This window comes from Ramlibacter montanisoli (assembly GCF_013087525.1).
Lineage (GTDB): Bacteria > Pseudomonadota > Gammaproteobacteria > Burkholderiales > Burkholderiaceae_C > Ramlibacter > Ramlibacter montanisoli.
The window spans coordinates 202118-223180 of the sequence record NZ_JABFCS010000002.1; the positions used below are offsets into that span (position 1 = coordinate 202118).

At 69.9% G+C, this 21063-nt stretch carries 28 protein-coding genes; 12 read left to right on the forward strand and 16 right to left on the reverse strand.

Features of this window, described 5'->3' with window-relative positions; genetic code table 11:
• Position 1 precedes the first annotated feature (1 nt).
• Positions 2–442 carry a helix-turn-helix domain-containing protein gene (locus tag HK415_RS23170; RefSeq protein WP_171563739.1) on the reverse strand — a complete coding sequence of 147 codons (441 nt, stop codon included), beginning with the start codon at positions 440–442 and terminating at the stop codon, positions 2–4.
• A 78-nt stretch (positions 443–520) separates the two neighbouring features.
• On the opposite strand from HK415_RS23170, the gene HK415_RS23175 reads away from it, so the two are divergent.
• Entirely contained in the window at positions 521–1027 is a 507-nt protein-coding gene (locus HK415_RS23175) for a cupin domain-containing protein (RefSeq protein ID WP_171563740.1), read from the forward strand.
• 10 nt (positions 1028–1037) lie between these two features.
• On the opposite strand, the gene HK415_RS23180 is transcribed toward HK415_RS23175, so the two are convergent.
• Positions 1038–1772, reverse strand: coding sequence for an ABC transporter substrate-binding protein (locus HK415_RS23180; RefSeq protein WP_171563741.1), 735 nt, complete (start codon positions 1770–1772; stop codon positions 1038–1040).
• Between the two features lie 56 nt (positions 1773–1828).
• On the opposite strand from HK415_RS23180, the gene HK415_RS23185 reads away from it, so the two are divergent.
• The 6 genes from HK415_RS23185 to HK415_RS23210 all read left to right on the forward strand — a co-directional run bounded on the left by HK415_RS23185 (position 1829) and on the right by HK415_RS23210 (position 4941).
• Positions 1829–2428, forward strand: a complete 600-nt coding sequence (locus HK415_RS23185) for a c(7)-type cytochrome triheme domain-containing protein (protein WP_171563742.1) — start codon at positions 1829–1831, stop codon at positions 2426–2428.
• A 70-nt stretch (positions 2429–2498) separates the two neighbouring features.
• Positions 2499–3179: a hypothetical protein gene (locus HK415_RS23190; protein WP_171563743.1), complete on the forward strand. Its 681-nt coding sequence runs from the start codon at positions 2499–2501 to the stop codon at positions 3177–3179.
• 43 nt (positions 3180–3222) lie between these two features.
• Positions 3223–3891, forward strand: a complete 669-nt coding sequence (locus HK415_RS23195) for a Crp/Fnr family transcriptional regulator (protein ID WP_171563744.1) — start codon at positions 3223–3225, stop codon at positions 3889–3891.
• A gap of 64 nt (positions 3892–3955) precedes the next feature.
• Positions 3956–4153: a YgaP family membrane protein gene (locus HK415_RS23200; RefSeq protein WP_171563745.1), complete on the forward strand. Its 198-nt coding sequence runs from the start codon at positions 3956–3958 to the stop codon at positions 4151–4153.
• Positions 4154–4155: 2 nt separating this feature from the next.
• Complete coding sequence (locus HK415_RS23205; RefSeq protein ID WP_216370085.1) at positions 4156–4623, forward strand: OsmC family protein; 468 nt, start codon at positions 4156–4158, stop codon at positions 4621–4623.
• Between the two features lie 39 nt (positions 4624–4662).
• Entirely contained in the window at positions 4663–4941 is a 279-nt protein-coding gene (locus tag HK415_RS23210; RefSeq protein WP_171563746.1) for a GIY-YIG nuclease family protein, read from the forward strand.
• Here HK415_RS23210 and HK415_RS23215 read toward each other — a convergent pair.
• A complete protein-coding gene (locus HK415_RS23215; protein ID WP_171563747.1) occupies positions 4907–5155 on the reverse strand; it encodes a hypothetical protein in 249 nt (82 codons plus the stop codon). The genes HK415_RS23210 and HK415_RS23215 overlap by 35 nt on opposite strands.
• A 149-nt stretch (positions 5156–5304) precedes the next feature.
• Between HK415_RS23215 and HK415_RS23220 the strand changes: the two genes are divergently transcribed.
• Genes HK415_RS23220 through HK415_RS23235 form a run of 4 tightly spaced genes read left to right on the forward strand, consistent with a single transcriptional unit; the run spans position 5305 to position 9135 of the window.
• The gene (locus tag HK415_RS23220) at positions 5305–7050 is read left to right on the forward strand and encodes a PAS domain-containing protein (protein ID WP_171563748.1); all 1746 of its coding nucleotides are present in this window, start codon (positions 5305–5307) and stop codon (positions 7048–7050) included.
• Positions 7047–7964 carry an ATP-binding protein gene (locus HK415_RS23225; RefSeq protein ID WP_171563749.1) on the forward strand — a complete coding sequence of 306 codons (918 nt, stop codon included), beginning with the start codon at positions 7047–7049 and terminating at the stop codon, positions 7962–7964. The genes HK415_RS23220 and HK415_RS23225 overlap by 4 nt, the downstream gene beginning before the upstream one ends.
• Positions 7895–8692 carry a response regulator gene (locus HK415_RS23230; RefSeq protein ID WP_171563750.1) on the forward strand — a complete coding sequence of 266 codons (798 nt, stop codon included), beginning with the start codon at positions 7895–7897 and terminating at the stop codon, positions 8690–8692. The genes HK415_RS23225 and HK415_RS23230 overlap by 70 nt, the downstream gene beginning before the upstream one ends.
• Positions 8689–9135 (forward strand): response regulator, encoded by a 447-nt coding sequence (locus HK415_RS23235; protein WP_171563751.1) that lies wholly within the window; start codon positions 8689–8691, stop codon positions 9133–9135. Before HK415_RS23230 ends, HK415_RS23235 begins: the two co-directional genes overlap by 4 nt.
• Before the next feature lie 15 nt (positions 9136–9150).
• On the opposite strand, the gene HK415_RS23240 is transcribed toward HK415_RS23235, so the two are convergent.
• From HK415_RS23240 to HK415_RS23290, 11 genes are all read right to left on the reverse strand, one after another.
• A complete protein-coding gene (locus HK415_RS23240) occupies positions 9151–9945 on the reverse strand; it encodes a MetQ/NlpA family ABC transporter substrate-binding protein (protein WP_171563752.1) in 795 nt (264 codons plus the stop codon).
• A gap of 30 nt (positions 9946–9975) precedes the next feature.
• Positions 9976–10641 (reverse strand): methionine ABC transporter permease, encoded by a 666-nt coding sequence (locus tag HK415_RS23245; protein ID WP_171563753.1) that lies wholly within the window; start codon positions 10639–10641, stop codon positions 9976–9978.
• Positions 10631–11662: a methionine ABC transporter ATP-binding protein gene (locus tag HK415_RS23250; RefSeq protein WP_171563754.1), complete on the reverse strand. Its 1032-nt coding sequence runs from the start codon at positions 11660–11662 to the stop codon at positions 10631–10633. The genes HK415_RS23245 and HK415_RS23250 overlap by 11 nt, the downstream gene beginning before the upstream one ends.
• A gap of 31 nt (positions 11663–11693) precedes the next feature.
• Positions 11694–12239: an RBBP9/YdeN family alpha/beta hydrolase gene (locus HK415_RS23255; RefSeq protein ID WP_309246888.1), complete on the reverse strand. Its 546-nt coding sequence runs from the start codon at positions 12237–12239 to the stop codon at positions 11694–11696.
• Between the two features lie 128 nt (positions 12240–12367).
• Entirely contained in the window at positions 12368–13390 is a 1023-nt protein-coding gene (locus HK415_RS23260) for a sulfate ABC transporter substrate-binding protein (RefSeq protein ID WP_171563755.1), read from the reverse strand.
• Positions 13391–13520: 130 nt separating this feature from the next.
• Positions 13521–14531, reverse strand: a complete 1011-nt coding sequence (locus tag HK415_RS23265; RefSeq protein WP_171563756.1) for a transketolase family protein — start codon at positions 14529–14531, stop codon at positions 13521–13523.
• Positions 14528–15394: a transketolase gene (locus HK415_RS23270; RefSeq protein WP_171563757.1), complete on the reverse strand. Its 867-nt coding sequence runs from the start codon at positions 15392–15394 to the stop codon at positions 14528–14530. Before HK415_RS23270 ends, HK415_RS23265 begins: the two co-directional genes overlap by 4 nt.
• A gap of 55 nt (positions 15395–15449) precedes the next feature.
• A complete protein-coding gene (locus tag HK415_RS23275) occupies positions 15450–16709 on the reverse strand; it encodes a TRAP transporter large permease (protein ID WP_171563758.1) in 1260 nt (419 codons plus the stop codon).
• Positions 16710–16719: 10 nt separating this feature from the next.
• Positions 16720–17232: a TRAP transporter small permease gene (locus HK415_RS23280; RefSeq protein ID WP_171563759.1), complete on the reverse strand. Its 513-nt coding sequence runs from the start codon at positions 17230–17232 to the stop codon at positions 16720–16722.
• Positions 17233–17245: 13 nt separating this feature from the next.
• On the reverse strand, positions 17246–18235 hold the full coding sequence (locus HK415_RS23285; protein WP_171563760.1) for a TRAP transporter substrate-binding protein: 990 nt from the start codon (positions 18233–18235) through the stop codon (positions 17246–17248).
• A gap of 31 nt (positions 18236–18266) precedes the next feature.
• Positions 18267–19016: an SDR family NAD(P)-dependent oxidoreductase gene (locus HK415_RS23290; RefSeq protein WP_171563761.1), complete on the reverse strand. Its 750-nt coding sequence runs from the start codon at positions 19014–19016 to the stop codon at positions 18267–18269.
• Between the two features lie 119 nt (positions 19017–19135).
• Between HK415_RS23290 and HK415_RS23295 the strand changes: the two genes are divergently transcribed.
• Positions 19136–20020: a LysR substrate-binding domain-containing protein gene (locus tag HK415_RS23295; RefSeq protein WP_171563762.1), complete on the forward strand. Its 885-nt coding sequence runs from the start codon at positions 19136–19138 to the stop codon at positions 20018–20020.
• Between the two features lie 99 nt (positions 20021–20119).
• On the opposite strand, the gene HK415_RS23300 is transcribed toward HK415_RS23295, so the two are convergent.
• On the reverse strand, positions 20120–20848 hold the full coding sequence (locus HK415_RS23300; protein WP_444965413.1) for a tripartite tricarboxylate transporter substrate-binding protein: 729 nt from the start codon (positions 20846–20848) through the stop codon (positions 20120–20122).
• On the reverse strand, positions 20845–21033 hold the full coding sequence (locus HK415_RS27495; RefSeq protein ID WP_444965414.1) for a hypothetical protein: 189 nt from the start codon (positions 21031–21033) through the stop codon (positions 20845–20847). Before HK415_RS27495 ends, HK415_RS23300 begins: the two co-directional genes overlap by 4 nt.
• Between the last annotated feature and the right edge of the window lie 30 nt (positions 21034–21063).

The window sequence follows — 21063 nt, forward strand, 5'->3', positions numbered from 1 at the left end:
ACTATAGGGTGCGGCGCTTCGCCCGGGGGCCCGTTGTGCCCAGCCGTAACTCGGAAGCGGGCCGCAGCAGCGCTGCCTTCAGCAGCTTCTGGAAGGTCGGGCATTCGGCATGGCTGGGGGCCGGGCACACGGCCGCGTGGCGCAGGCCCTTGCTCACGGCGCTCAGCCGGCGCACCATGCCGTCGATCTCGTCGGCCTTGGCGGAGAGCATGCGCCGCTCGATGCTGGGCTTGCCCTCCGGTGAAAACATGGTCGCGATCTCCGCCAGCGTGAAGCCCGCCGCCTGCGCCAGCCGCACCAGCGCCAGCTGGTCGAGCACGCGCGGATCGAAGCGCCGCCGCAGGCCGTCGCGGCCGGTGGAGGCGATCAGCCCCTTGTCCTCGTAGTACCTCAGCGCCGACGCCGGGATGCCGGAGCGCCTTGCCACTTCCGCGATGTCCATCACGCCACCCCTTGACTTCAAGTGCACTTGAACTCGTATGGTGCAAGTCCCCTGCCACTCCGTCAAACAGGAAACGCCATGCCCCTCACGCTCCAGACCTTGGCCGTCCGCATCCGCGAGACCCTGCAACACGGCAACGACCCCGCCGGCCGCGAGCAGGCGGCCGCCATCCTGCGCGATGCCCTGCAGGACCGCGCCTTCGTGCAGTCGCTCTTCGACGACCGGTCGCCCGAACGCAAGGTCGTGTACCAGGACCCGCAACTGGGCTTCTGCATCCTGGCGCACCGCTACACGGATGCCAGGCAGGGCGGGCCGCACGACCACGGCCCTTCCTGGGCCATCTACGGCCAGGCCGAGGGCGAGACCGTGATGAGCGACTGGCAGCGCGTGGATGGCGCCGCTGCAGGCGAACGCGTGCGGGTGCGCAAGCTGCGCGAATACACGATGCGCCCCGGCGATGTCCGTGTGTACAACGAGGGCGACATCCACGCGCCGGGCCGCTCCGGTCCGACGCGCCTGGTCCGCATCGAAGGCGTGAACCTGGAGACGGTGGCGCGCGGCAGCTACCAGGCGCTGCGCGAGTAAGGCCTGCGGATCACGCCCCGGCCGGCGCCACCGACGCGCCCTGCACGCCGTGCCGCGCCAGCGCCTGGGCCACGAAGCCGCTGGCCTTCATCTCCTCGACGAACGCCGACAGCGCCGCGGCCGCTTCGGCACCGCGGCTGCGGGGGCAGCCCATCGCCTGCCGGATCACCATGAAGCGGCCGGGCAGCAGGCGCACGCCGCCGATGCGCCGCGCGTCCGCTTCCAGCTGCTGCTTCACGCCGGCGGCCACTTCGGCGCCGCTGTCCAGGAAGTGTTGCACCACCGCCTGCGAGGACTCCGCGTGCACCAGCTGCGCCTGCTTCAGCTCGCGCGTGAGGTACAGGTCGTAGGCGCTGCCACGGCCGGCCACCACGCGCTGTCCCCTGCGGTCCACTTCCTCGTTCGCGCGCAGCGACGAGTCTTCGCGCACCAGGTAGCAGCCCTCGATCAGCACGTAGGGCGGCGTGAAGGCGATGTGCTCGGCGCGCTTGGGATCGATGGCGAAGAAGCCGATGTCGGCCTGCTGCGTCGCCACCGCGTCCACCGACTTGCTGGCGTTGTCGAACACGACCAGGTCCGCCTCCACCCCCAGGCGCCGCGCGAACTCGCGCGCCAGGTCGACCGACACGCCCTTGGCCGCGCCACCCGCGTCCTGGCCGGCGAGGACGGGATTGCCGAGGTTGATGGAGGCGCGCAGCCGGCCGGTGGGCGCGAAGGCCTGGACGATGGAAGCAGGAAGGTTCATGGCCCGCCACCATAGCGCAAACACCTTGCGCTAGCATCGGCGGCAAGCCGTCCCCCATGCCAGAGCACCGTCGTCCCCGCCCACCGCTCCTCGCGCGCAGCGCCTTCGCGGCAGCGGCCACGGCGCTCGCCGTGCTGTTCGGCGCCGCGCTCGCGCAGGAGCAGCAGCCGGCGGACCTGTTCGGCAGCATGCCGGAGCCACCGACCGAAGCCCCGCCACCGGCGCCGGTGATCGACCCCGCCAGTCCCGCGGCCGGCGCGCTGCAGCCGCCGGCGGAAGCCTTCAACGGCCTGCCGCCCGACGGCCGCGGCAAGCCCGACTGGGTGCGGGCGCTGCGCGAAGGCCTGATCCAGCCGCGCGCCGGCGTGGGCAGCAGTGGCGCCATGCAGCTGCTGGACCACGACGTGCTCATGAAGAACACGGCGCAGATGCCCTACGTGCGCTTCTCGCACGGCGTGCACACCCAGTGGCTGGCTTGCGCCAACTGCCACGACGCGCTGTTCGTGCCGCGCGCGGGCGCCAACCCGACGAACATGACGCGCATCTTCCAGGGCGAGTCCTGCGGCACCTGCCACGGCACCGTCGCCTTCACCGCGATGTTCACCTGCGAGCGCTGCCACAGCGTGCCCCAGCCCGGGCAGAAGCCCTGGTGGTGAGGCCGCCCGGAAGCCGGGCGTCAGTCGCGAGACAGCGAGCCGTCAGCGGCCGGCTCCATACTGGCTGCGCATGTTCATCGGCCACTTCGGCCTGGCCTTCGCCGTGCGGCGTGCTGTGCCGCAGGTCTCGCTGGGCACCGCCTTCCTCGCCGCGCAGTTCCTCGACCTGCTGTGGCCGACGCTGCTGCTCGTGGGCAGCGAAACGGTGCGCATCGCACCCGGCGCCACCGAGGTGACGCCGCTGGTGTTCGAGTCCTATCCGATCTCGCACAGCCTGCTGATGGCCGTGGGCTGGGGCCTGCTGCTGGGCGGGCTGCACGCGTGGCGGCACCGCCATCTCGCCGGCAGCCTGGCGGTCGGCCTGCTGGTGCCCAGCCACTGGCTGCTGGACGCGCTGGTGCACGTGCCCGACCTGCCGCTGGCGCCCGGCTCGCAGACCCTGGTCGGCCTGGGCCTGTGGAATTCGCGCGCGGCCACGCTGATGGCCGAAGTGCCCATGTTCGTGATCGGCGTGTGGCTCTACCTGCGCTGCACGCGCGCGCTGGACGCCGTCGGCCGCTACGGCCTGCTCGGGCTGGTCGCCTTCCTCGCACTGGTGCACGCCGCCAACATGGCCGGTCCGCCGCCGCCCGACGTGGACGCGATCGCATGGGTGGGCCAGGCGCAGTGGCTGCTGGTGCTGTGGGCGTACTGGGTCGATCGCCACCGGCAGTCCCTGCTTCCCTGGCACCGGCAAGCCGCGCGCGCTTGACGCGGGTCAAGGGAAGGGCCGCGCGGGCGCTCCACCATGGAGCATGGCCCTCCCCTCGCCCGCAGCGGCAACGCTGGAACAGGTCCGATCGCTCTATCCGCAGCTGCGCGAGCTGCTGCCCTCGCTGGAGGCCCAGGCCGCCTCGGCGATCTCCGTGCCCGCGGGCACCGTGCTGTTCAGCGAGAGCGCTCCCTGCCAGGGCTTTCCGCTGCTGCTGGAAGGCGAGGTGCGCGTATCCCGCCCCTCCCCCGACGGCCGCACGCTGGAGCTCTACCGGCTGGCGCCCGGCGAGATGTGCCTGGTCTCCAGCGCCTCCCTGTTCCGCACGCAGCCCCTGGTGGCGCAGGCGGTGGCCACGCGGCCCACGCGCCTGCTGATGGTGCCGCCGGCCGTGTTCCGCTCCTGGCTCTCGCATCCCGCCTTCCGCGACTTCGTGCTGGGCCTGTTCGCGGAACGGATGGCGGACCTCGCCTCGCTGATCGACGCCGTCGCCTTCCAGCGGCTGGACCGCCGCCTGGCCGCAGCGCTCCTGGGGCACGGGCCCGAACTGGCGGTGACGCACCAGGACCTGGCCGACGTGCTCGGGACCGTGCGCGAGATGGTCACGCGCCTGCTGCGGCGCTTCGAGCGCGAAGGCTGGATCGAGCTCTCGCGCGAGCGCATCCGCATCCGCGACTCCGCCTCGCTGCGCCGCGTGGCCGAGGCTGCGTAACCTAGGTCACATACGCGCGGCGGCCCGGGTGCTGCAATCGGCTGCATCCAACGAAGGAGAGATCATGAAAGCGAACGTCGGCGGCGTGGACCGCGTGCTGCGCATCGTGGCGGGGCTGGTGCTGCTGGGACTGGCGGCCACGGGGACGATCGGCTGGTGGGGCTGGCTGGGCATCGTGCCGCTGGCCACCGGCCTGGTGGGCTGGTGCCCGCCCTATGCCATCTTCGGCATCAGCACCTGCAAGATGAAGGCGCGGGCCTGAGGATGGCGGGCTCCATCCAGCCGCTGCCGCACCGCTACCACGTGCAGGCCGTCGCCGCGGCGACCGGCAGCGTGATGGTCGGCGCCGCCGGCCTGCCGGACCTCGAGACGCACGCGCCGCCGGAATTCGGCGGCCCGGAAGGCTTCTGGTCTCCCGAGACCCTGCTGGCCGCCGCCATCTCGGACTGCTACATCCTGTCCTTCCGCGCCGCCGCGCGCGCATCGAAGCTGGAGTGGCAGAACCTCGAGGTCGGCGTCGACGCGCTGCTGGAACACGTGGACGGCATCACCCGCTTCACCCGCGTGAAGATCTCGCCGCGCCTGGGCATTCCGCCCACGGTGAACGAGGCCACGGCCATCGGCGTGCTGCACAAGGCCAAGCGCATGTGCCTGGTCACCAACTCGATGAACGCGGAGTGCGAGCTGGCGACGCTGGTGTACAGCGTGGCGGTGGCGCAAGCGGCCGGCTAGCGGCAGGGGGGCCCGCGCAGCCATGCGCGAGAATCCCCCGTGAACGGCGACAGGACGTACTGGCTCTACCTGCTCGAATGCGACGGCGGCCGCTTCTATGCGGGCATCGCGCTGGACGTGGAGCAGCGCTTCTACCAGCACCTGCTGGGCGTGGGCGCGAAGTTCACGCGCTCCTTCCAGCCGCTGCGCGTGCTGGCGGCGCGCGCCTACCCCTCGCGCGGCGAGGCGCTGCGCGCGGAACTGGAGCTCAAGGGCCTGCCGCGCGCGCGCAAGCTGGCGTTCTTCACTTCGTCGGCGACCCCATCTTCCCCTGCATGACCGCGACCAGGTGCTGCTTGGCTTCCGCCAGCTGCGCCTTGTCCGCGTCGTGCACCTTGCGGAAGAATGCCGCGCATTCCGGCGAGCTGGCCGCCTCGGCATCCTTGATGTACTGGTCGTAGGCGAGCAGGGCCTGCGCCTTGTTCTGCATGAGCGTGATCCAGTCGTACGCGAGGTCGCTCAGTGGATGCGGGTCGGATGCTTGTTCCTTCATGGCCTGTGCCTTTCCTGTGGAGGATCAGGATACGGCAAGAGATGCGCCGCGGGGCGCGCCGCGCTGGCTCGGCAGCAGCATGCACCCATGGAGAACGCGGCCGTGTGTATGCTCACCCATCGGCTCCGCGGCCGTGACCACGAGCATCCATGAGCGCTCAGCAAGCGTCGAAGTCCTCCGGCACCGGCCTCGCCGCCTCGGCAACCTGGCGGCACTACCGCCTCGTGCGCAGCGGGTCGGCGGCGCTCGTGCGGACCTGCGGCGTCGTGCCGGTGCTGCTCGCGTTGCTGGCACTGCTCGGGTGGGCCCTCGACCTGCCGCGGCTGCGCAGCGGCATCCCCGGCGCCGTGGAAATGAAGGCGAACACGGCGTTCGGCCTGGTGTTCGCGGGCAGCGCCTTGCTGCTGCTCACCCTGCGCGACGGGCGTCCCGGCGATCGGGCCTGGCCACGCGTCGCCCAGGCGCTGGGGCTGGCCGTCGCGCTGCTCGGCCTGGCCACGGCAGCGCAGTACGTGTTCGACGTCGAACTGCACATCGACCAGGCGCTGGTGCGCGACTATTCGGTGGGGCCCGGACGCATCCCCGGCCGCATGTCGCCGTACAGCGCGGCCGCCCTGTCCTTCCTCGGCATCGCGCTGGCCACCCTGCCGGTGCGGCGGCTGCGCACGCTCACCCGCGGCTGCGCCGCCGTCGCCGCCACCATCGGGCTCGTGCTGTTCACCGTCCACGCCTGGGGCGCGGTGAACCTGCGCACGGACGAGTGGGCGCCGCCGATCGCCTTCACCACGGCGTCCGCCTTCCTGGTGCTGGGCGTGGGCATCTGGACGGCCACGCACCGCTTCGCCCCCGGCCAGCGCAGCCTGCGCGTGCTGCTCGATCCCATCGAGCTGAAGATCATGGGCAGCTTCATCGGCGCCATCGCGGCGCTGACGACCGTGGGCGGACTCGTGTACGGCGCCGCGGCGGAGTACTCGCGCGAGATCCAGCGGCTGGGCCAGATCCGCCAGATGCGCGCCGACCTGACCGAGCTCTACGCCACCGTCGCCGATGCCGTCTTCGTCCAGCGCACGCTCGTGCTGTCCGACACGGCCGGAGACGACGGGCGCTGGGAAGCGCAGCGGCGGGAACTGGAGCGCGAGCGTCGCCTGCTGGTGTCCTACCCCGTGCTCGGGGACGCGGCCCGCCCCGCCGTCGAAGCACTGGACCGCGCGGTGCGCGGGCTGTCCGAAGTGCTGCAGGAAGCCGTCGACCTGCGCGGGCGCGAGGGCGCGGAGGCCGCGCGCGCCTTTGTGCGCTCGGGCCGGGATGCGGCGGCCATGGCGGAACTGCGCGGCGCCATGGCCCACATCGATTCGATCGGCCGCGCGGAGGAGGAAAGCAGCGCCCGGCTGCTGCGCGACGGCCGCGAGCGCACCGTGGCCTTCACCGTGCTCGCCCTGGTGCTGGCGGCCCTGGTGCTGGGCGCGGTGTTCGTGGCGATCCGGCGCGAGATCACCAAGCGCGCCGGCGCCGAGCGCGCCCTGCGCCGGCGCTCCTCGGAGGCGACCGCGGCGAACCGCTTCCTGGAATCGCTGGTGCACAACATCCCGCACATGATCTTCGTGAAGGACGCGCGCGACCTGCGCTTCGTGCGCATCAACCGCGCCGGCGAGCGGCTGACGGGCCTGACGCAGGCGGCGATCGCCGGCAAGTCCGACCACGATTTCTTCCCGCCCGAGGAGGCCGATTTCTTCGTCGCCAAGGACCGGGCGGTGCTGGCCAGCAAGGAGGTCGTGGACATCTCCGAGGAGGAAATCCTCACCCCGGACGGCGTGCGGCTGCTGCATACCAAGAAGATCCCCTGCTGGACGCGTCCGGCCAGCCGACCCACCTGCTCGGCATCGCCGAGGACGTGACCGAGGCGCGGGCGACGGAACGGCATATCCAGCTGCTGAACGAGGCATTGAACGAACGCGCCGAGGCGCTCGAGCGCGTGAGCCGCGCCCGCGCCGTGTTCCTGGCCACCATGAGCCACGAGATCCGAACGCCCATGAACGGCATGCTGGGGACGCTGGAACTCCTGAGCCTGAGCCCTCTGGACGACACGCAGCGCGACATGCTGAACGTGGTGACCGAGTCGGGCCAGGCGCTGCTGCGCATCATCGACGACATCCTGGACTTCTCCAAGATCGAGGCCGGCAAGCTGGAGCTGCGCGAGGAGGTCGGCTCGGTGGCCGGCATCGTGCACGACGTGCAGACCATCTACGCCAGCCTGGCCGGCAGCAAGGGCCTGCCGATCGAGGTCATGCTGGACCCGCGCCTGGCCCCGGCGGCCCGCATCGACGCGCTGCGGCTGCGGCAGATCCTCAGCAACTTCGTCAGCAATGCCGTCAAGTTCACCCACGAGGGCCGCATCGAGATGCAGGTCGAGGTGCTGGCGGACGGGGAGGACGCGCAGCGGGTGCGGCTGTCCGTGAGCGACACCGGCGTGGGCATCCCGGCCGAGGAGCAGGCGCGCCTGTTCGAGCCCTTCGTCCAGGGCAGCGCAGGCACGACCACCGCCGGCGGCACGGGGCTGGGCCTGGTCATCTCGCGCCGGCTTGCGCAGCTGATGGGCGGGGCCGTGCACATGGCCAGCGAACCCGGTGCGGGCACGACGCTCAGCCTGGAGCTCGATGTGCGCAAGGCCTCCCCGAGCTGCTGCCGCCACCGATGGCGCGCAGGATGGAAGACCTGCGGCGCAAGACCGCCCAAGTGCGCATGGCACCCACCGTCGCCGAGGCCGAGGCGGAAGGCAGCCTGGTCCTGGTCGTGGACGACCATCCGGTGAACCGGCTGCTGCTGCAGCAGCAGCTGCAGTCGCTGGGTTACGCCGCGGAAACGGCGGTGGACGGCGAGGACGCTCTGGCGCAGTGGAACAGCGGCCGCTTCGGCCTGGTGCTGACCGACTGCCAGATGCCCCGCATGGACGGCTACGAGCTCACGCGCAGGATCCGCGAGCGGGAGGCGGCCACCGGCGCGCGGCGCACGCCCGTGATCGCCTGCACCGCGATGGCGCTCGAGGACGAACGCGAGAAGTGCCTGGCGGCGGGGATGGACGACGTCGTCTTCAAGCCGGTCGACCTGCCGCGGCTGCTGGACACGCTCGACCGCTGGAAGCACGTGCCGGCGCGCCCCGTCGCCGGCGCGCCCCAGCCCGCGACCGAGCCGGACATGCCCGGGTCCCGCAGCGCGGTGGACACCCAGCTGCTCAAGGCCACCTGGGGCTCGGACGCGAAGACCATCCAGTCCATCGTCGATGCCTACCTGAACAGCGTCCGCGAGGACTATGCCGGCCTGTACGAGGCCGTGGGACGGCGCGACCTGGAAGCCGTGCGCGAGCTGGCGCACCGCATGCTGGGCGCCAGCGGCATGGTGGGGGCCAGGGGCATCGCCGAAAGCTGCATGCTCGTCACGGCCGCGAGCCGCGAGGCCAGCTGGGACGAACTGCAGTCGGCAGTGCAGGCGCTGGAAGCCGAGTACGCGCGGCTCGACGCCGAATTCGGGGACGCGGGATGAACGAACAACGCAAGCTGGAGGGAAGCATGGGATTGAACGAACTCCGTTTCCTGGTGGTCGAGGACCACGCCTTCCAGCGCACGCTGCTCGAGCAGATGCTGCGCACGCTGGGCGCGGCGCAGGTCGCGAGCGTGGCCAACGGCAAGGAAGCGATGAAGCTGCTGCGCGCCGGCGATGCGCACTTCGACATCGTGATCACCGACCTGATGATGCCGGAGGTGGACGGCATTGAGCTGATCCCCATGCTGAAGAAGTCGGCCCACCCCGTGGCGCTGGTGCTGGCGAGCGTGGACCAGGCATCGCTGGAAATGGCCGCGGTCATTGCCCGCGGCCAGGGCGTGCGGGTGCTGGGCACGATCCCCAAGCCGGTGACGCCGGAGAAGCTGCGCGCGCTGGTCGATCCCTACCTGGCCGACCGGGGCCCGGCCGCCGGGTCCCCGTAGCGCAGCCTGCCGTCTTCAGAAGCCGGGGATCACCGCGCCCTTGAACTCCGCCTGCACGAACCTGCGCACTTCCTCGGACTGGTAGGCCTTCACCAGCTTGGCAACCCAGGGCTTGTCCTTGTCCTGCTCGCGCACGGCGATCAGGTTCACGTACGGGCTCTTGGCGTTCTCCTGCGCGATGGCGTCCTTGCCCGGGTGCAGGCCGGCGGGGATGGCGTAGTTGGTGTTGACGGCCGAGACGTCCAGGTCGTCGAGCGAACGCGGCAGCTGCGCGGCCTCCAGCTCCACGAACTTCAGCTTCTTCGGGTTCTCGACCACGTCCAGCGGCGTGGCCTTCAGGCCGGCGCCGGGCTTGAGCTTGATCAGCCCCTGGTCCTGCAGCACCAGCAGCACGCGGCCGCCGTTGGTGGGGTCGTTCGGGATGCCGAAGCGCGCGCCTTCCTTCAGGTCCTTCAGGCTCCTGACCTTCTTCGAGTAGATGCCGATCGGGAAGTTGACCGTGTAGCCCACCGAAGTGATCCTGTAGCCGCGGTCCTTGACCTGCTGGTCGAGGAAGGGCTTGTGCTGGTAGCTGTTGGCGTCGAGGTCGCCGGTGGACAGCGCCGCGTTCGGCTGGATGTAGTCGGTGAACTCCACGATCTGGATCTTCAGGCCGTCACGCTCGGCGACCTTCTTCACCTGCTCCAGGATCTGCGAGTGCGGGCCGGCGGTGGCGCCGACCTTGATCGGCTTGTCCTGCGCGAGGACGGAACCGGTGGCCGCGGCGATGGCGAGGGCCAGGGTGGATTTCAGGAGGGTTCGCTTGTTCATCTTGGTTTTCCTTGCGTTGACGTTGGGTGTTCACTTGTGGCTCAGGCGGCGCACCGCCCAGTCGCCGGCGCTCTGCACGGCCTGCACGAAGGCGATCAGCACGATCACCACGGCCAGCATGATTTCCGGCAGGAAGCGCTGGTAGCCGTAGCGGATGCCCAGGTCGCCCAGGCCGCCGCCGCCGATGGCGCCCGCCATCGCGGAGTAGCCGGTGAGGCTGACCAGGGTGATGGTGAAACCCGCGACGATGCCGGGCAGCGCCTCGGGCAGCAGCACCTTGAACACGATCTGCCGCGTGGTCGCGCCCATGGCCAGCGCCGCCTCGACCAGGCCGTGGTCCACCTCGCGCAGCGAGGTCTCCACCAGCCGTGCGATGAAGGGCGCGGCGGCCAGCGTCAGCGGCACGACCGCCGCGGCGGTGCCGATGGAAGAGCCCGTCACCAGCCGCGTGAACGGGATGATGGCCACCAGCAGGATGATGAAGGGCGTGGAGCGCACCGCGTTGACGATGCCGCCGGCCACCCGGTTGACGCCGGCGTGCTGCAGCACGCCGCCCTGGTCGGTCAGGCGCAGCAGCACGCCCAGCGGGATGCCGATCAGCGCGCCGGCCACGCCGGAGATGCCCACCATCAGCAGCGTCTCCCACAGGGAGCCGGCGAACAGCTCCAGCATCGCGGGGCTGAAGTTATCCCACATGGGCCACCTCCTCGACGAACACGCCGGCGCCGCGCAGCTGCGCGGTCGCGGCATCGAGCTTGTCGCGCGCGCCACGTGCGAACACCGCGAGCGAGCCGAAGGGCTGGCCCTGCACTTCGTCCACCTGGCCGTGCAGGATGCTCAGGTCGATGCCGTGCGCGCGGACCACGTCGGACAGCAGCGGCCGGTCGGCGCCGTTGCCGGCGAAGGCCAGGCGCAGCAGCTGTGCGTCTTCCGCCGGCCGCGCGGTCATCAGCGCGCGGATGCGCTCCAGCACGCTCTCGGGCAGCGCCTGCGGCACGATCTCCTCGATCAGGCTGCGCGTGGTGGCGTGCTGCGGCCGGGTGAACACGTCGATCACGGGCCCCTGCTCCACGATGCGGCCGGCGTCGATGACGGCCACGCGATCGGCCACCTGCTTGATCACCTGCATCTGGTGCGTGATCAGCACGATGGTCAGGCCGAACTCGCGGTTGATCTGTTTCAGCAGCCCCAGGATGGAGCGCGTCGTCTCCGGGTCCAGCGCCGACGTGGCTTCGTCGGACAGCAGCACCTTGGGCCGGTTGGCCAGTGCGCGGGCGATGCCCACGCGCTGCTTCTGGCCGCCGCTGATCTGCGCCGGGTAGCGGTCGTGCAGCCCAGACAGTCCCACCAGCTCCAGCAGTTCGTGCACGCGGGTGCGGGTTTCCGCGGCAGGAACGCCGGCCAGCTCCAGTGGCAGTGCCACGTTGCCCGCGACAGTGCGCGAGGACAGCAGGTTGAAGTGCTGGAAGATCAGGCCGATGTCGCGCCGCGCCGCGCGCAGCTGAGCGGGCGGCAACGCCGTGAGCTCGCGTCCGGCCACGCTCACCGTGCCGGCCTTGGGCCGGTTCAGCAGGTTGATGGTGCGCACCAGCGAACTCTTGCCGGCGCCGCTGCGGCCGATGATGCCGAAGATCTCGCCTTGCGCCACGTCCAGGTCGACGCCGCGCAAGGCTTCGTGCGCGCCGTAGCCCTGGGTGATGCCTTTCAGTCGAATCATGTGGAAGGTTTCTTTCGTTTTCTTTTCTGGTTCAGGCGGCGCGTGCCCAGTTCCGGGACTCGCACGGCGCCATCAGCGACTGCAGCAGCGCGAACCCGAGCGGCCACTCGCCATGCCCCGAGTCCACGTTGATGTGGCCGGCATCGGGCAGGCGCAGGAACTCGCTGCCCCAGGCCCGCGCATACGCGCCCGCCAGGCGGGCCGGGCAATAGGGATCGTTGCTGCTCGCCACGACGATGCTGCGATAAGGCAGCCGTTGGCAGGGCACCGGTGCGAAGGCGTGGAGCACCGCGCGCCGCTCGGGATCGGCCGGCGCGACCAGCAGTGCGGCCTGGACGCGCCGCGCGGCATGCGCAGGCAGGTGCACGGCGGCGATGCAGCCCAGGCTGTGCGCGACGATCACCACCGGCGCGGGCGACTGCAGCACTTCGCGCTCGAGCGTGGCCACCCATTCATCGCGCGAGGGATTCATCCAGTCCTGCTGCACGACGCGGCGGGCACCCGCCAGCCGCTCCGCCCACAGCGTCTGCCAGTGGCCGGGCCCGGAGTCCTTCCAGCCCGGCACGACCAGGGGCACGGCAGCTGCGGGCGCGGCGTCCTCCACGTCGAGGTCGCGCCAGGCGCTGGCGGTCTGGGCCAGCACCCGCTGCGCGTTCAGGTGCAGGCGGTCCCCCGCGCTGTCGATGGCGAGGCCACGCACGCTGCTCACCTGCGGGTGTAGATCTGGTCGAAGCTGGCGCCGTCGGCGAAGTGCAGCCTGGTGGCCTGCTCCCAGCCGCCGAAGGCCTTGTCGATGGTGAACAACTCGAGCTTCGGGAACTGCTTCGCATACTTGGCCTGCGCCTTGGCCGACACCGCCGGGCGGTAGAAGTGCTTGCCGGCGATGTCCTGTCCTTCCTCGGAGTACAGGTACTTCAGGTATTCCTCGGCGACGGCGCGCGTGCCCTTGCGGTCCACCACCTTGTCGACCACCGCCACCGCCGGCTCGGCGAGGATGCTGACCGAGGGAACGATCACGTCGAATTTGGCGCCGAACTCCTTTTCCAGCAGGTAGGCCTCGTTCTCCCAGGCCACCAGCACGTCGCCCTGGTTGCGCTGCGCGAAGGTGATTGTCGATCCGCGCGCGCCGGTGTCGAGCACCGGCACGTTGCCGTACAGGCGCGCGACGAAGTCCCTGGCCTTGGCGTCGCCGCCGTACTTGCGCTTGGCGAACTCCCAGGCGGCCAGGTAGTTCCAGCGCGCGCCGCCGGAGGTCTTGGGGTTCGGCGTGATCACGCTCACGCCCGGCTTGGCCAGGTCGTCCCAGTCCTTGATGCCCTTGGGATTGCCCGCGCGCACCACCAGCACGATGGTGGAGGTGTAGGGCGAGGCGTTGTGCGGAAGGCGCTTCTGCCAGTCGGGCCTGAGCCAGCCGCCGTTCTTCACCAGGGCGTCGGTGTCACCGGCCAGCGCCAGCGTGGCCACGTCGGCGTCCAGGCCGTCGATGATCGAGCGCGCCTGCTTGCCCGAGCCGCCGTGCGACTGCTTGATGACGACGTCCTGGCCGGACTTCGCCTTCCAGTACTTCGCGAAGGCGACGTTGAACTCGACGTAAAGCTCGCGCGTCGGGTCGTAGGAGACGTTCAGCAATTCGACGCGCTGCTGCGCCAGCACGGGGCCGGCGAGGCTCGCGGTGGCAGCGACGGCGATGGCCGCGGAGAGATGAAGGAAGCTGCGCCGAGGAAACATGGGGACTCCGGATGCGTGTGGATGTGGAACGCATTCTCTGGAGCCCCCGGCCAAAAGGGAACGACCGAATTTTCAGTTGCTCATGCGCATATGCAAATGGGGTCCCTTCGTTCGACGCATTTGCCCGGCCTCACCCCAACCAACCCTTGATGCGGCGACCCAGCGCCTCGCGGCTGATGCCATAACGCTCGTGCAGCGTGGGCAGCGCGCCCGCGTCGAGGAAGGCATCGGGCAGGCCGGCCAACTGGAAGCCGGCAGGCTGCACGCGATGGCGCAGCAGGGCGCTGGCCACCGCTTCGCCCAGGCCGCCCACCACCGAATGGTTCTCCGCCACGACCACCAGGCGGTGCTTGTAGCGCACGGCCTCCACGATGGCCGCCTCGTCCAGCGGCTTGATGGTGGGGCAGTGCAGCACCGCGACGTCGACCTTGTCGGCGGCGAGGTCCTTCGCCACTTCCAGCGCGCGCATGGTCAGGAAGCCGCTGGAGATCACCAGCACGTCGGCGCCTTCGCGCAGCATCTTGGCCTTGCCCAGTTCGAAGCGGTAGCCCGGCACCTCGTCCAGCACCAGCGGCACGTTGCCGCGCAGCAGGCGCATGTAGACCGGTCCCTTGTGGGCTGCGATCTGCGGCACGGCCTGTTCGATGTCCAGCGCGTCGCAGGGATCGACGATGGTCAGCCCGGGGATGCCGCGCATCATCGCGATGTCCTCGGTCGCCTGGTGGCTGGGGCCGTAGCCCGTGGTCAGGCCCGGGAGCGCGCAGCAGATCTTGACGTCGAGGTTCTCCTCCGCGATCACCTGGTGGATGAAATCGTAGGCGCGACGCGTGCCGAACACCGCATACGTCGTGGCGAAGGGCACCAGCCCTTCCTTGGCCATGCCGCCGGCAGCGCCCATCAGCAACTGCTCCGCCATTCCCATCTGGAAGAAGCGCTCCGGATAGGCCTGCGCGAACAGGTGCAGGTCGGTGTACTTGGCCAGGTCGGCGGTGAGTCCGACCACTTCGGGATGCGAAGCGGCGTACTCCACCAGCGCCTTGCCGAAAGGCGCAGCCTTGACGCGCTGCCCCTCGCTCGCGATGGACGCGATCATCGCGGACGTGGTCAGGCGGGGCTTCTTCTCTGCGACGGCGGTGTTCATGCCGGCACTCCTTCGGTGATGGGGGTGGGTTGGTTCTGGTCCAGGATGGCGAGGGCCTGCTGCCACTCGGGCGGGTCGACCCGGATGAAGTGGTTCTTCTCGCGCTGCTCCAGGAAGGGCACGCCCTTGCCCATGAGCGTGTCGAACAGGATCACGCGGGGCTTCGGTTCCGCGAGTGCGCGTGCGTTGTCGAAGGCCTCGACCACCGCGGGCAGGTCGTTGCCGTTGACGCGCTGCACGTGCCAGCCGAAAGCGGCCCACTTCTCGGCCAGCGGCTCGAAGCCAAGCACCTTGCCGGAAGGGCCGTCGGCCTGCTGGTTGTTGATGTCGACTAGGCAGACCAGGTTGTCCAGGCGATGGTGGGCGGCGGCCAGCGCCGCTTCCCAGGTGGAACCCTCGTCGAGCTCGCCGTCGGACATCGAGTTGTAGACGAAGGCGGGGTTCTTCTTCTGCCTGAGCCCGAGCGCCATGCCGACGCCGATCACCAGGCCCTGCCCGAGCGAGCCGCCGGAGATCTCCATGCCGGGCGTGTACGTCGCCATGCCCGACATGGGCAGGCGGCTGTCGTCGCTGCCGTAGGTGTCCAGCTCCGACTCGGGCACGATGCCGGCCTCGATCAGGGCCGCATAGAAGGCGATGGCGTAGTGGCCGTGCGAGAGCAGGAAGCGGTCGCGTCCTTCCCATTCGGGCTCCTCGGGGCGCAGGCGCAGGGCGTGCCCGTAGGCGGCGGCCAGCACGTCGGCGTAGCCGAGGGCCTGGCCGATGTAGCCCTGGCCCTGGACCTCGCCCATGCGCACGGCGTAGCGGCGGATCCGCCAGGCGCACTGCGCCAGTTCGGCCAGCGCTTCGTTGGAAACAGTCATTCGGTTCTCCTTGATTGGCTCCCTCCCCTTCCGGGGGAGGGTTGGGGTGGGGGCGCTACTTGAAGATCACGGCCGGGAAGTACGACACCAGCAGCAGCACGAGGAAGGCCACGAAGTAGAAGGGCCCCAGCTCGCGCACCGTCTCGCCGACCTTCACCTTGGCCACCGCGCTGGTGATGAACAGCGTCGTTCCCACCGGTGGCGTGTACAGACCGATCGCCAGGTTCACGGTCATCATGATTCCCAGCTGCGTCAGGTCCATGCCGATCGCGTTGGCCAGCGGCACGAAGACCGGCGTGAGCAGCAGCACCGCGGCGGGCAGGTCGATGAACATGCCGCACACCAGCATCAGCAGGTTCATCAGCAGGATCACGCTCCAGCCGCTGCTCAGGTTGTCCTTGGCCCACTGCACGATGCCGTCGGGCATGCGGTCGAAGGTGAGCAGCCAGCCGATCGCGGCCGAGGCCATGATCACCAGCAGCACCACGCCGGTGGCCAGGCCCGCTTCGGTCACCGCCTTGTGCAGGCGCTTCCAGCCCAGGTCGCGGTAGATGACGGCGGACACGACACCGGCATAGAGCGTGGACAGCACGCTCACTTCCGTGGGCGTGGCGATGCCGAAGCGCAGGAACACCACGATCAGCACCGGCAGCACCAGGGCGGGCGAAGCGTACAGCAGCTGCGTGCGGAACACCGGCCAGTCCATCTTGCGCGTCTCGCGCGGGAAGTTGCGGCGCTTGCCCACCCACCAGCACACCGCCATGAAGCCGCCGCACATCAGCAGGCCCGGCAGGATGCCGGCCACGAACAGCGAGGCCACCGAGGTGTTGCTCGCCAAGGCGAACAGGATCATCGGGATCGAGGGCGGGATCAGGATGTCGATGGTCGCAGCCGCGGCGAGCGTGGCGGCCGAGAACGCGGGCGGATAGCCCAGGCGCTTCTGCCAGGGGATCAGCAGCGAGCCGATCGCCGAGGCATCGGCCACCGCGGACCCCGAGACGCCGCCGAAGATGGTGGACGAGAGCACGCCCACCTGGCCGGGCCCGCCGTGGAAGCGGCCGATCAGGGTGGAGAGCACGCCGATCAGCGCCTCGCCCAGGCGGCCGCCCATCATCACCGTGCCCGTGAGCATGAAGAAGGGAATGGCGATCAGCGGGAAGCTCTGCACCTGCGCCACCATCTGCTGCACCAGCAGGTCCAGCGGTACGCGCTCGGTGGTGGCAGCGGCGGCCATGGCGGCGACCAGCAGTGCGTGGGCGATCGGGATCGCGATCACGGCACCGGCGAGGAACACCAGGAGGATCAGGGAAGTCATGGTGTTCTCCTTACCAGTGCGGCACGGGGTCGTGCGCCACCAGCGATGCCTCTTCGGCGCTCTTCACGTGCCAGATGCGCCAGGCCGATTGCAGCGCCAGCAGCGACAGCAGCGCCATGCCGCCCATCACGCAGCCGTAGGTCACGGAGCCGGGCACCTGCAGGATGGCCGACTTCTCGTCGTGCACGATGTCCAGCATGCGCCAGGTGGCGACGGACAGCGTGGCGTACATGGCGCAGACCACCAGCCAGCCGGCGGTCCCCACCACGCGCCGCGCGGCCAGCGGCAGCTTCTCCACCAGGAAGGAGGTGGTGATGTGCGCGCCGTGCAGCGCGCCGAGCACGACGCCCGCGGTCACGAGCCAGGGGAACAGCAGCTCCGGCACTTCGTTGGCCCACTGCAGGCTGGCGCCGGTGGAATACCGCAGCACCGTGTTGCCGGCCAGGATCACGAAGATCGCGGACGTGCTGGCCCAGAGGACGGCGTGGCACAGGCTGGCCACCGCCCTTTCGACGAGGTTCATGGCGGCCTCGCGCTCAGTTCGACCGCGCGGACGCGATCACTTTCTTGACGTACGGGCCGATCGGGCCGGACAGCCACTTCTCGTCGACCTTGGCGGTGGCCTTGGCGAACGCGCCCTTGTCGACGGTCGTCACCTGCACGCCCTTGGCCTTCAGTTCGGCGATCAGCTTGTCGTCGGCTTCCTGCGAGAGCTTGCGCTGCAGGGCGGTCGCCTCGGCCGCGGCATCGGTCAGGGCCTTGCGGTCGGCGGCATTCAGGCGGTCCCAGGTGCGCTTGCTCACCAGCAGGGGCGTCATCTGGAACTGGTGGTTGGTCAGCGCGAGGTGCTTCTGCACCTCGTACAGCTTGCTGGCGTGGATGTTCATCAGCGGGTTCTCCTGCCCGTCCACCACGCCCTGCTGCAGCGCGACGTAGAGCTCGGCGAACTTGATCTGCTGCGCCTCGGCACCCAGCGCCTGCATGATGTCCACCAGGGTCGCGTCGGGCGGCGTGCGCATCTTCAGGCCCTTCATGTCCTCCACCGACGTGATCGCGCGCTTGCTGTTGGTCATCTGGCGGATGCCGTTGTCCCAGTAGCCGAGCACCACCAGACCCTTCTCCGCGGACTTGTCGGCCAGTTCCTTGCCGAGCGGCCCGTCCAGCAGCCGGAAGGCCTGCGCCGGCGAGGAGAACAGGAAGGGCATGCCGTAGGCGGCGTACTCGGGCACGGCACCGGCGACGGCGCCCTGCGAATTGGCGGAGAGGTCGAGCGCGCCGGTGCGCAGCGCGGTGACCATGGCCGCGTCGTCGCCCAGCTGCGCCGAAGGCGCGACCTGCACTTCGATGCGGCCGCTGGTCCTGGCCTTCACGAGCTCAGCGAACTTCAGGGAGGCTTCGTGGCGCGGATTGCCCGGCGCGGCGCCGTGGCCCAGCGTGAGCTTGACGGCTTGCGCCTGCGCGGCGAGCGGCAGGGCGGCGGCAGCGGCGATCGCCAGCAGGGCGCGGGTGAAGGTGGAACGCTTCATGGGGTTTGTCTCCTCGGATGAATGCAGGGGGTCAGTGGATCAACATGCCGCCGTTCACGTCGAGCGTGATGCCGGTGCAGTAGGCGGACAGCTCGCTGGCCAGGAACACGCAGGCGCCGGCCACGTCGGTGGCGCGGCCCAGGCGCGCGAGCGGGATGCTCTCGGCGATCTCGGCCTTCTTGGTCTCGCTCAGCTTGCCTTGCGTGATGTCGGTCTCGATCAGGCCGGGCGTGATGCAGTTGACGCGGATGCCGTCGATGCCGAACTCGCGCGCCATCGCCCGGGCCAGGCCGAGCACCCCGGCCTTGGCGGCCGAGTAGTGCGGGCCGCCGAAGATGCCACCGCCCCGCTGGGCGGAGACGGAGGAGATGCACACGATGGAGCCGTCCTTCGCAGCGCGCATCGCGGGCAACACGGCCTGCGACATGTACAGGGTGCCGCGCAGGCTCACGTCCAGGATGCGGTCGTAGTCGGCGCCGGTGATGTCCAGCGTCTTCACCGGCTGCGTGATGCCGGCGTTGTTGACCAGCACGTCGATGCGGCCGAAGGCCTTCAGCACGGCGGCGATGGCGGCGTCGCAGGACGCCTTGTCAGTGACGTCGGCGACCACGCCGACATGGCCTGCGCCCAGGCGCGCCGCCGCGGCATCCGGCTCGGCGCGCGCGAGGTCGAGGATGGCGACCTTCGCGCCCTGCTCGGCCATGAGGCGGGCGGTGGCGAAACCCAGTCCGTTGGGGCCGGCGCCGCCGGTGATGACGGCGACCTTGTCTTTCAGAAGCATCAGGAAAATCTCCAGCGTGGTTGGCGTGGGGCGAATGGTCGGTGCCACGCAGGCTGAAGACAAGCGATATGTCATCACGCTAAGATGACGAATCGTCATCTGACGCCCGGGTTCACCCTATGGCCGCGATCCCACCCGTTGCCAACCTGCTCGCCTTCGAAGCGGTCGCCCGCAGGCGCAGCTTCGCGCTCGCGGCGGCGGAACTGCACCTCACGGCATCGGCCATCAGCCACCAGGTGGCACGGCTCGAATCGGAACTCGGCGTGCGCCTGTTCGAGCGCAGCGCGCACGGCGTGCGGCTGAGCGCGGCGGGCGAGCAGTACCTCGTGCGCGTCGGCGGCGCGCTGTCGGCGATCACCTCGGCGACCGAGGACCTGCGCCACGGCGTGAGCAACAGCCTGTACGTGCATTGCGCGCCCAGCCTCGCCAGCCTGTGGCTGATGCCGCGCCTGCGCGCCTTCGCGCAGGCCTATCCGGAGATCGCGCTGAACCTCTCCGCCGCGCACACGCACAGCGACTTCGCGCTCGGGCAGGCGGACATCGACATCCGCTACGGCGTGCCGCAGTGGCCGGACCTGGTGGTGGAGCCGCTGTTCGAGGAGCGCATCGTGCCGCTCGCCAGCCCCGCCTTCATCCGCGAGCACCGCCTCAAGCGCCCCGAGCAGCTGCCGGAGCTGCCACTGATCCAGAGCAACGTGAGCGTGGTGCAGTGGTCGGACTGGTTCGCGGCCTTCATGGACAAGCGCGCACCGGAGCGCTTCGCGGTGCGCTTCGACCGCGCGCAGATGTCACTGGATGCGGCGACGCAGGGCCTGGGCGTGGCGCTCGAAAGCACCACGATGGCCACCGGTCACCTGGCAGAGAGGAAGCTGCAGCCCGTGTTCGGGCTCGACAAGGCGGTGAAGGTCAAGGCGCACTTCGCCGTCTACCCGGCCCGCCACTCGAAGCGTCCCCCGGTCGAGGCCTTCCTCGACTGGCTGCATCGCGAGGCGGCGCGGACCTGAGGCCGGACGCGCGCTGCGACGCGCGCGATCCGGCCCGCAAGCTCAATCGACCTTGATGTTCCCCGCCTTCACCACGCGGGCCCACTTCTCCAGCTCCGCCTACTGGAAGGCGCCGAGTTCGGCCGGCGTCATGCCACCCGGTTCGATGCCCTGGGCCACCAGCTTGGACTTGATCTCGGGGTCGTTGATCGCCTTGATCATCTCGCCCGAGAGCCGGTCGACGATGGGCTTGGGCACGCCGGCGGGCGCGAAGATCGCCTGCCAGGACACGATGCCGAAGCCGGGCAGCGTCTCCGCGATCGCCGGCACTTCGGGCATCGAGGAGGAGCGCTTCTCGGAGGTCACGCCCAGCGCGCGCAGCTTGCCCGCCTTGATGTGCGGCATGGCCGGCGCCAGGTTCTCGAAGATGATGTCGGCGCCCTGCCCCGACAGGATGGCGTTGAGCGATTCGGCGCTGCTCTTGTAGGGGACGTGCACCAGCTTGCCGCCGGTCATCTGTTCGAAGAACACGCCGGAGAGATGCTGCGAGGTGCCGTTGCCGGAGGACGCGTAGTTGATCGTGCCCGGCTTCGCCTTGGCCGCCGCGATCACGTCCTGCACCGACTTGTACGGGCTGTCGGCGCGCACCACCAGGATGTTGGGCATGGAGCCGATCATGGTGATCGGCTGGAAGTTCTTGATCGGGTCGTAGGGCAGCTTGGAATACAGGCTGGCGTTGATCGCGTGCGAGCTGATGGTGCCGCCCTGGATGGTGTAGCCGTCCGGGGCCGCCTTGGCGGTGAAGTCCGATCCCATGCTGCCGCCCGCGCCCGGCTTGTTCTCGATCACGAAGGTGGTGCCCAGCGCCGGCCCGCCTTGCTGGTCACCAGGCGCGCGAGCACGTCGGTGGTGCCGCCGGGGCCGAAGGGCACGACGTAGGTGATGGCCTTGGAGGGCCACTTGTCCTGCGCCTGGACGGCGGTGGCCGCGACGAGCGAAGCGGCGAGCGCACCGATGAGGATGCGACGTTGCATGGAGGTCTCCTGGTACTTGTGGGTTACTGC